The following is a 7,445-nucleotide window of genomic DNA, read 5'->3' on the forward strand; positions in this document are numbered from 1 at the left end:
ACCCGCCTGCTCAAAGGCCAGCTGGAGGTGGATGGGCACGGCTACCTGGTGACCAGGCCCGGCCGCCCTGAAACCAGCATGGAGGGAGTGTTCGCGGCCGGCGACGTTGCCGATGCCGAATGGCGCCAGGGCATCACCGCGGCCGGCAGCGGCTGCCAGGCGGCCCTGGCCGCCGAACGCTGGCTCAGCCACCACGATCTGGCGGTCACCGTCAGCCACGAGCCGGTCGATCCCGCCGAGGTGGGGGAACCGCGGCGCACGGCCGAAAGCGACGAAACCAACTACGACCCCGCTGCCCTCTGGCAGAAGGGCGGCTATGCCCTGCGCAAGCTGTACCACGACAGCAACAAGCCCTTGCTAGTGGTCTACACCTCTCCCACCTGCGGGCCCTGTCACGTGCTCAAGCCCCAGCTCAAGCGGGTGCTCGACGAACTCGGCGGTGCCTCCCAGGGAGTGGAGATCGACATCGAAGCCGATCAGGAGATCGCCGCCCAGGCCGGGGTAACCGGAACACCCACGGTGCAGCTCTTTTTCCAGAAGGAGCTCAAGCAGACCTTCCGCGGCGTGAAGCAGCGCAGCGAATTCAAGACCGCCATCGAAGGCCTTCTGGGGCCCTAGCGACGCCGGGGGCCGCCTGGACGGTTGCCGCCCGGACGCGGACCGGCGGCCGCGTTGCGCTCCCGATAGGTGATCCGGCCACGGGTGAGGTCGTAGGGGCTGATCTCGACAAGCACTTTGTCGCCCGCCAGCAGCTTGATCCGGAACTTGGTGAGCTTGCCCGCCGCGCGGCAGAGGCACTGGTGACCAGCCGGCTGCTCCAGGGTGACCAGGTAAAACCCGTTGCCCTGCTCCTTTTCAATCACACCGGAGGTCTCAATCATGCGGGGGCGCTGGCTTGGGAATGAATCGCTGCCATCACCTTAATTGCAGCCGCTCCGGGCGATAGGGTCTGCACTCCTATGCCTCCCTGGCTCTGTCATGGTTCTGCCGCCGCTTTCGATGGACCTGGGGCTGCTGCTGATCTCCATTGGCCTGGTGAATCTCTGGAAGGCCCGTCAGACCAGCTGAGCTCAGGACCCTGACCACCCTTCTCTTCCACAAGCCCTATGGGGTGTTGAGCCAGTTCAGCCCAGAACCGGCCAGCCGCTGGCGCTCCCTGGCTGAATTCATCGAGATCCCAGCGGTTTATGCGGCCGGGCGGCTCGATGCAGACAGCGAAGGGCTGCTGCTGCTGACTAGCAAAGGACGGCTGCAACAGCGCCTCACCGATCCCACCTTCGGCCACTGGCGCCGCTACTGGGCCCAGGTGGAAGGCAATGCCGCCCAGCTGCAGGTAGGCCTGGGCCAGCTATGCCAGGGCGTCTTGATCCAGGGTCAGCGCACCCGGCCGGCCCGCTGCCGGGCCTTGCCCGCCGCAGAGCTGGCGGCAGCGGCGCTGCCCGCAAGGGAGCCGCCAATTCGCCACCGGATCAACGTGCCCACCAGCTGGCTCGAGCTGGAGCTGCGCGAGGGCCGCAACCGTCAGGTGAGGCGCATGACCGCCTCGGTTGGCCTGCCCACCCTGCGCCTGATCCGCGTCGCCATTGACCTGCTCGATGGCAAGCCGCCGCTGGATTTGGCCGGCCTGGCCCCGGGCGAATGGCGCCATGCCAACAGCACCGAATCGGAACGGCTGGACCAGATTTTGAGGCATGCTCCCAGCCCAGGGGACTAGGGGGACTCAGCCCACCACATCTTTGAGCTCTCTTACGGTCTGCAGCTGGCCGTAGTAGTAGTTCGCCCGGGCACGGCGGTCGCCGTCGTCAAGACCATCAAAAGCATCAAAACCCAGCGACTGCCAGAGTTCATGGCCGCAGGCCCGGTTGAGCTCTTCGATGGCCTCGGCCTCGAGATTGGCCAGTCGACGCTGGAGGTTCTTGATCTGGGCAACCGACATCTTGGTTACTGGGTAGAGCGCAGGGGCAGAACAAAGCAGCCCTAGCCGAATAGTACACCTGAACTGTTAAAAGGGCAGTTTTTTCTTGGCTTCCTTGTCGAGGTCTTTTTCCATCTCGCGCAGGCGCTTGAGGATGGTGTCGTAGTACTCCTTGAGATAGGCCTCCAGCCCAGTGGTTTCGGCAGGGTCGAGGCCGAAGGCCGCGTAGCTGGCCTCCATCGGCGCATCGAGGGCCTGGCCGCCGCCGGTAACCGCATCAAAAGCCAACCGCTCTGCCACGTTGAGGCTCGCCTCAAAAAAGCCGGTCACCGAACGCATCAGCCCCAACAGGGCCGGCGGCACCCGGAACACCCTGGCCTCCTTACCCGTAAAACGCTCGCAGAGCTGGGTGATCTCACTGGTGGTCCAGGCGCGCGGACCCACCACCGGGAAGGCCTGGCGCACGGTTTCGGCATGGTCGATGGCCGCCACGGCAAAACGGGCCATGTCCTGGGTATTCATGTAGGCAATCGGGGTGGGCGCACCGCTGACCCAAACCGTTTGGCTCTCCAGCACGGGAATCGCAAACTGACTGATCACCCCCTGCATGAAGGCAACCCCCCGCAGGATCGTGTAGTCCAGATCCGAGGCCATCAGCCAGTCTTCGCTGCAGGCCTTGATATCCATCAGCGGCACTTCGCGGTGCTGGTGCGCATCCAGCAGGGACACAAACACGAGTCGCTTCAGCTCGGCGCCCTTGCAGGCGGAGAAGAGATTTTGTTTGCCGCCCCAGTCGATGTCATAGGAACTGGCTGAATCGGTGGCCCGGGCCGTGGCCGCATCGATCACAGCTTCCTGGCCTTCAAGGGCATAGACCAGGCTGTCGGGTTCGAGCAGATCACCGCGGGTGAGCTCGCAACCCCACTCCTGCAAAAAGGATGCCTTGCGTGGGGATCGCACCATGCAGCGCACCTGGTGGCCAGCATCGAGGGCTCGGCGAGCAACCTGACGCCCCAGGGTGCCCGTTCCGCCAACCACCAGAACCCGCATTGCCAAAGATCAAGCGGGCCTGAGCCTAGGGGTCCGCAGAGCCCAAACGTCAGGGCCAGGGGCGCTCAGTCGTTATCAGCCAGTTTCAACAGCAGGGCACCACCCGCCAAGCCAATCGGTATCAACACCCAGAAGAGGGCGGCGGTACCGAAGATTTCAGAGGCCATGGGCCGACGGGCAAACAATTCCCTATCTAGCAGCGCCCGGAGCAATTCCAACTAATTGGCCACCAGTCTGCAAAATCTCCCCCCAGGGAGCATCGCTGCGCAACTGGCCCGGCATCACTCCGCTGGCCTGAGCCAGCCAACCCTTGGTCCGCAGGGAGGCAACCAGGTCGGCCAGGGGCGGCGGGCCGCAGCCGAGGCGGCGGCCCAGCTCCGCCGTGGGCCAGCAGCGGGCGGGCAGGCCTGGATCGGCGGCCAACTGGGCGAGCAAACGGGCACTGCCGGGCCCAAGAATCGAGTTGTCGTCGGCGGCCATCGCGGCCAGGAAGCCTGGATCCTGCAGGGGCCCAATCCAGAGCGGTCCGCTGATCGCCAGCGGCGGCACCTGGTTTGCAGGGCAGAGGCACCCCTGCCACTGGCGCAGCCGAACCAGCTCCTGCACCTGCTGGTCGCCGCAACCATGGCAATGGGCCACCATCCCCAACTGGGCCTCCTGAGCGCGACTGGCCCGGCGCCGCAGCCTCACCGCCGTGCGGAAGGTGCGGCCCTCGCTGAAGCTGAACAGGGGCTCGAGGCCACGCCCCAGTGCCCAGGCCGCCCTCGCCACACTGCCGAGCTGGAGACGCAGGGCCAGCTCCCAACTGGCGGGATGGGCCCGGGCGGCCGCCCCCAGCTTGCGAACCGCCGCGGGGCGGTCGTGGCCGGTAGGGGAGCGGCCGTCGGTGCTGGCGAAATAGAGGGCGCCATCGCAGGCCACCGCCTCCAACGCCAGGGCCAGCAAGGGGGCGGGGCAGCCAAAGGCGTCGAGATCCACCAACTCAAAGCGCTCCTGCCGCTGCAGACATCCCGCCAGCAGGTGCTGGGCCGTGAGGGCCGTGCAGCGCAGTCCGGCCTGGCCAGCCAGATTCGCCTCGAGCAGGGGTAGCCGGTCTGGATCGGCGTCGTTGACCCACACCGCCGCTGCCCCCGCCTCCCGGCCGTAGCGCAAACCCCTGATGCCGCAGCCCGCCATCGCATCGAGCACCCGCAGCGGCCCCCGCTCAGCCAACCGGCGCGCCAGCAGCACCCCCAGATCGCGGGAGGGGCGAGATTCCGGTCGAAAAAAGCCCCTGCCCGGCTGCAGCCGGGCCAACCCTTCGCAATAGTGAGCGTCGGCTTGCTTGCCCAGGGGATCGACCAATGACTCGGAGCAACCAGCCTGACCCCTCGGCCAGCGGCCACAGAAATAGCGGTGCCGACTGGGGGGTCCATGCCGAGTGGCGCTGGGCTGGGCAAAGCTGCCACTGGCGGGTGCTGGGGGATAGGGCCTCGCCGGCCCTGGTGCTGGTGCACGGTTTCGCCGCCGGCAGCGGCCACTGGCGTCGCAACGCCGCGGTGTTGGCCGCCGCGGGTTGGCGGGTGTATGGGCTCGACCTGATTGGCTTTGGAGCCTCCAGCCAACCAGCCCTTTGGCTCGACAACCGCCTCTGGGCCAGACAGCTGCGGGCCTTCATCGAGCAGGTGGTGCAGGCCCCGGTGGTGCTGGTGGGCCATTCGCTTGGGGGGTTGGTCGCCCTCAGCTGTGCCGTGTTCTTCCCCGATCTGGTGAGGGCCGTCGTGGCAGCGCCCCTGCCCGATCCCAGCTTGATGTTGCCGCCGGCCGGCAGCCATCCCCGCCGCAGGCCCTGGCTGCGGCGCCTGCGGCGCTGGCTGGTGAACCTGCTCTGCCGGCTGCTGCCGCTGGAGCTGCTGGTGCCGCTGCTGGCCCATTCACCCCTGCTCGACCTAGGCATCCAATCGGCCTACCGCACCGCGGTGATCGGTGACGGGGAACTGCACCGGGTGATTGCCAAACCCGCCAGGCGACCCGGAGCCGTAAGGGCCCTGCGGGCCATGAGCATCGCCATGGCGCTGAGGCCCCAGGCCGCCACCGCACCGGCCCTGCTGAAGCGGCTCAGCCAGCCGCTGCTATTGATCTGGGGTCTTGAAGACCGCCTGGTGCCCGTGCTGGTGGCCGAGCAAGTGGGGCGGTTGCGACCCGACCTGCCCTTGGAACTTATCGAAGGCAGCGGCCACTGCCCCCATGACGAGCATCCCGACGCCTTCAACGCCTTGCTTCTGCAATGGCTGGCCCAGCTGCCAGGGTGCGGCCCCGCCGCCAGCCCTGGGCGGTAATTTGGAACCTTGCTAGCGCAGCGGGTTACTCAGGCGATGAAACACACCCTCTCTGTGTTGGTGGAAGACGAATCCGGGGCCTTGAGTCGCATCTCCGGTCTATTCGCCCGGCGGGGTTTCAATATCGAGAGCCTGGCAGTGGGGCCTGCCGAACGACCAGGAAGCTCCCGTCTCACCATGGTGGTGGAGGGTGACGACCACACCCTCGAACAAATGACCAAGCAACTCGACAAGCTGGTCAATGTGCTGGGCGTGATCGACCTGAGCAAAATCCCTGCAGTGGAGCGGGAGCTGATGCTGCTGAAAGTTTCGGCGCCGGCCGCAAGCCGCAGCGCCATCTTGGATTTGGTCCAGGTTTTCCGGGCCAATGTGGTCGACGTGGCCGACGACGCCCTGACCCTGGAGGTGGTGGGCGATCCAGGCAAACTGGTGGCCCTGGAGCAGGTGATGGAGAGCTTCGGCATCCTCGAGATCGCGCGCACGGGCAAGGTTGCCCTGGAGCGGGCCTCTGGTGTGAACACGGCATTCCTGAAGATTTCCGCATCCAACAAGAGGGTGCCTGCCTAGGGCTTGCCCTGCACCAGGGTTCCGCCTGCCACCACGGAGGCCTTGATCAGCTTGTCTCCCTGGCGGATCTGGTCGACCACCTCCATCCCCTTGCTGACGCGGCCGAAAACCGCATAGCGGCCATCGAGTTCAGGCAGGGCCTGGAGGGCCACATAAAACTGGGCACTGGCGGAGTTGGGATCGGCTGAACGGGCCATCGCCACGGCTCCACGCTGGTGGACCAGATCCAGCTTGCTAGTCACCCCAGGGGCGGTGACCGGCTCTCCGTAGCGGGGAGCGGGTTCATCGCTGCGCTTGATCTCCAGGGGAATCAGCCGGGCTTCGCCACTGGCCGGATCCAGGAAGCTGCCGAGACCGTATTGGCTGGCGGAAACCTTGGGATCGGCGCTCGCAGGGTCCCCCCCCTGAACCACGAAGGGCACCGGCTCCCTCACCACCCGGTGAAACACGGTGCCGTTGTAGGTGCCCCGGTTGACCAGATCGACGAAATTGCCAGCCGTCAGTGGGGCAGCGGCGCCATCGAGCTGGAGCTGAACCTCCCCCTTACTGGTCTGCAAGACCACCGTGGCCGTGCCCTTGAGGCAGGGGGTGCTGGAGGCACTGCAGCCCAGATCGGAGCCTGTGCCGCCATCGGCGGCACAGGCTCCGAGGCTGAAGGGCACCAGTAGCAGCAAGCCGCCGAGGAAAAGACGACTCAACCAAATCCTTGCCATCAAACTCCCTCCAGGGGGACACCCAGAAAGCGGGCCAGCTGGGCACCAGAGAGCTCCAGATCGGCCAATGGAAGCGGTTCACCCACGCGGGTGAGGGGCATGTCACGGCGACCCTGCACCTTCAGGGCCAGGCGGCGGCGTGGGCTGAGGCCGTCACGCACCTCCACCTTCACCGCCTGGATGTCCCGCAGGGGGATTTCCACGCTGATGGCCTGGCGGAAACCGCGGCGACTGATCGTGGCCACACCGGCCGAGCGATCAAAGCAGTTACTGCCAGCCCCCACGTCGATGCCGATCACCACCCAGAGGTAGGTGCAAAGGGCCATGGCCGCCAGGCCATAGAGCCCCATTACAAGTCCCTGGGGCACCCAGATCAGTTCGGCCGGGTGGCCGATTGGCAGCAGATCGGTGCCAAGGAAGCTGGAGCCACTGGTGAGCAGGAAGCCGATCCCTCCAACGGTGACCACCAGGGCCACCAGCACGTTGGAGAGGCGCCGCGATCCCAACACCGGCAGCTCAAGTGACTCGGTCACTGGGGTAGGAGCCATGGGGGCATGCAGTCAATCCTGATTATCTTGACGGGTCGCAGCCTGGCCTGGAGCTGCCGTTGCAGCGCATTGCGAAGCGCCTCGCGATCCGCCCCAGCGTTGTTACCATCGCCCGGTAATCCTTCAGTTTCCGCGGGTTTTCCGCACCGTTTCATCACCATGACGATCGCTCTAGGGCGCGCGCCACAGCGGGGATGGTTCGACGTCCTCGATGACTGGCTCAAGCGCGACCGCTTTGTCTTTGTCGGTTGGTCGGGTCTGCTCCTGTTCCCCACCGCCTATCTCGCCCTTGGCGGCTGGCTCACCGGCACCACTTTTGTTACTTCGTGGTACA

11 protein-coding genes and 1 pseudogene are annotated in these 7,445 nt (G+C 66.1%); 5 read left to right on the plus strand and 7 right to left on the minus strand.

Going from position 1 to position 7,445, the window contains the following annotated elements:
* The coding region (locus KBZ15_RS14655; protein ID WP_255015950.1) for a thioredoxin domain-containing protein at window positions 1-618 on the plus strand (618 nt) is incomplete at its 5' end.
* On the opposite strand, the gene infA is transcribed toward KBZ15_RS14655, so the two are convergent.
* Complete coding sequence (gene infA, locus KBZ15_RS14660; RefSeq protein WP_094560946.1) at window positions 615-881, minus strand: translation initiation factor IF-1; 267 nt, start codon at window positions 879-881, stop codon at window positions 615-617. The two genes, KBZ15_RS14655 and infA, sit on opposite strands and share 4 nt — an antisense overlap.
* Window positions 882-1,078: 197 nt before the next feature.
* Here infA and KBZ15_RS14665 point away from each other — a divergent pair, with 197 nt between their 5' ends.
* The gene (locus KBZ15_RS14665) at window positions 1,079-1,714 is read left to right on the plus strand and encodes a pseudouridine synthase (RefSeq protein WP_255015956.1); all 636 of its coding nucleotides are present in this window, start codon (window positions 1,079-1,081) and stop codon (window positions 1,712-1,714) included.
* Between the two features lie 6 nt (window positions 1,715-1,720).
* On the opposite strand, the gene KBZ15_RS14670 is transcribed toward KBZ15_RS14665, so the two are convergent.
* The 4 genes from KBZ15_RS14670 to KBZ15_RS14685 all read right to left on the minus strand — a co-directional run bounded on the left by KBZ15_RS14670 (window position 1,721) and on the right by KBZ15_RS14685 (window position 4,309).
* Window positions 1,721-1,936 (minus strand): hypothetical protein, encoded by a 216-nt coding sequence (locus KBZ15_RS14670; protein WP_197151111.1) that lies wholly within the window; start codon window positions 1,934-1,936, stop codon window positions 1,721-1,723.
* Between the two features lie 66 nt (window positions 1,937-2,002).
* The gene (locus KBZ15_RS14675) at window positions 2,003-2,965 is read right to left on the minus strand and encodes an NAD(P)H-binding protein (protein WP_255015951.1); all 963 of its coding nucleotides are present in this window, start codon (window positions 2,963-2,965) and stop codon (window positions 2,003-2,005) included.
* 65 nt (window positions 2,966-3,030) lie between these two features.
* Window positions 3,031-3,132, minus strand: a complete 102-nt coding sequence (gene petM, locus KBZ15_RS14680; protein WP_197151115.1) for a cytochrome b6-f complex subunit PetM — start codon at window positions 3,130-3,132, stop codon at window positions 3,031-3,033.
* 22 nt (window positions 3,133-3,154) lie between these two features.
* Window positions 3,155-4,309 (minus strand): N2,N2-dimethylguanosine tRNA methyltransferase, encoded by a 1,155-nt coding sequence (locus KBZ15_RS14685; protein WP_255015952.1) that lies wholly within the window; start codon window positions 4,307-4,309, stop codon window positions 3,155-3,157.
* On the opposite strand from KBZ15_RS14685, the gene KBZ15_RS14690 reads away from it, so the two are divergent.
* Window positions 4,309-5,283, plus strand: a complete 975-nt coding sequence (locus KBZ15_RS14690) for an alpha/beta fold hydrolase (RefSeq protein ID WP_255015953.1) — start codon at window positions 4,309-4,311, stop codon at window positions 5,281-5,283. The two genes, KBZ15_RS14685 and KBZ15_RS14690, sit on opposite strands and share 1 nt — an antisense overlap.
* A 36-nt stretch (window positions 5,284-5,319) precedes the next feature.
* A complete protein-coding gene (gene ilvN / locus KBZ15_RS14695; RefSeq protein ID WP_255015954.1) occupies window positions 5,320-5,850 on the plus strand; it encodes an acetolactate synthase small subunit in 531 nt (176 codons plus the stop codon).
* Here ilvN and KBZ15_RS14700 read toward each other — a convergent pair.
* Window positions 5,847-6,563: a peptidylprolyl isomerase gene (locus KBZ15_RS14700; RefSeq protein WP_255015955.1), complete on the minus strand. Its 717-nt coding sequence runs from the start codon at window positions 6,561-6,563 to the stop codon at window positions 5,847-5,849. The genes ilvN and KBZ15_RS14700 overlap by 4 nt on opposite strands.
* Window positions 6,563-7,111, minus strand: a complete 549-nt coding sequence (locus KBZ15_RS14705; protein ID WP_197151128.1) for a photosystem I assembly protein Ycf4 — start codon at window positions 7,109-7,111, stop codon at window positions 6,563-6,565. Before KBZ15_RS14705 ends, KBZ15_RS14700 begins: the two co-directional genes overlap by 1 nt.
* Window positions 7,112-7,270: 159 nt before the next feature.
* Here KBZ15_RS14705 and KBZ15_RS14710 point away from each other — a divergent pair.
* Window positions 7,271-7,445, plus strand: a pseudogene (locus KBZ15_RS14710) (photosystem II D2 protein (photosystem q(a) protein)); the annotation flags it as partial.

The sequence above is a fragment of the Cyanobium sp. BA20m-p-22 genome, assembly GCF_024346275.1.
Classification (GTDB): Bacteria; Cyanobacteriota; Cyanobacteriia; order PCC-6307; family Cyanobiaceae; genus Cyanobium_A.

Coding starts and splice junctions, on each gene's coding strand:
- infA (WP_094560946.1), bottom strand. CDS start 881: ATGATTGAGACCTCCGGTGTGATTGAAAAGGAGCAGGGCAACGGGTTT.
- KBZ15_RS14670 (WP_197151111.1), bottom strand. CDS start 1,936: ATGTCGGTTGCCCAGATCAAGAACCTCCAGCGTCGACTGGCCAATCTC.
- KBZ15_RS14675 (WP_255015951.1), bottom strand. CDS start 2,965: ATGCGGGTTCTGGTGGTTGGCGGAACGGGCACCCTGGGGCGTCAGGTT.
- petM (WP_197151115.1), bottom strand. CDS start 3,132: ATGGCCTCTGAAATCTTCGGTACCGCCGCCCTCTTCTGGGTGTTGATA.
- KBZ15_RS14690 (WP_255015953.1), top strand. CDS start 4,309: ATGACTCGGAGCAACCAGCCTGACCCCTCGGCCAGCGGCCACAGAAAT.
- ilvN (WP_255015954.1), top strand. CDS start 5,320: ATGAAACACACCCTCTCTGTGTTGGTGGAAGACGAATCCGGGGCCTTG.
- KBZ15_RS14700 (WP_255015955.1), bottom strand. CDS start 6,563: ATGGCAAGGATTTGGTTGAGTCGTCTTTTCCTCGGCGGCTTGCTGCTA.
- KBZ15_RS14705 (WP_197151128.1), bottom strand. CDS start 7,111: ATGGCTCCTACCCCAGTGACCGAGTCACTTGAGCTGCCGGTGTTGGGA.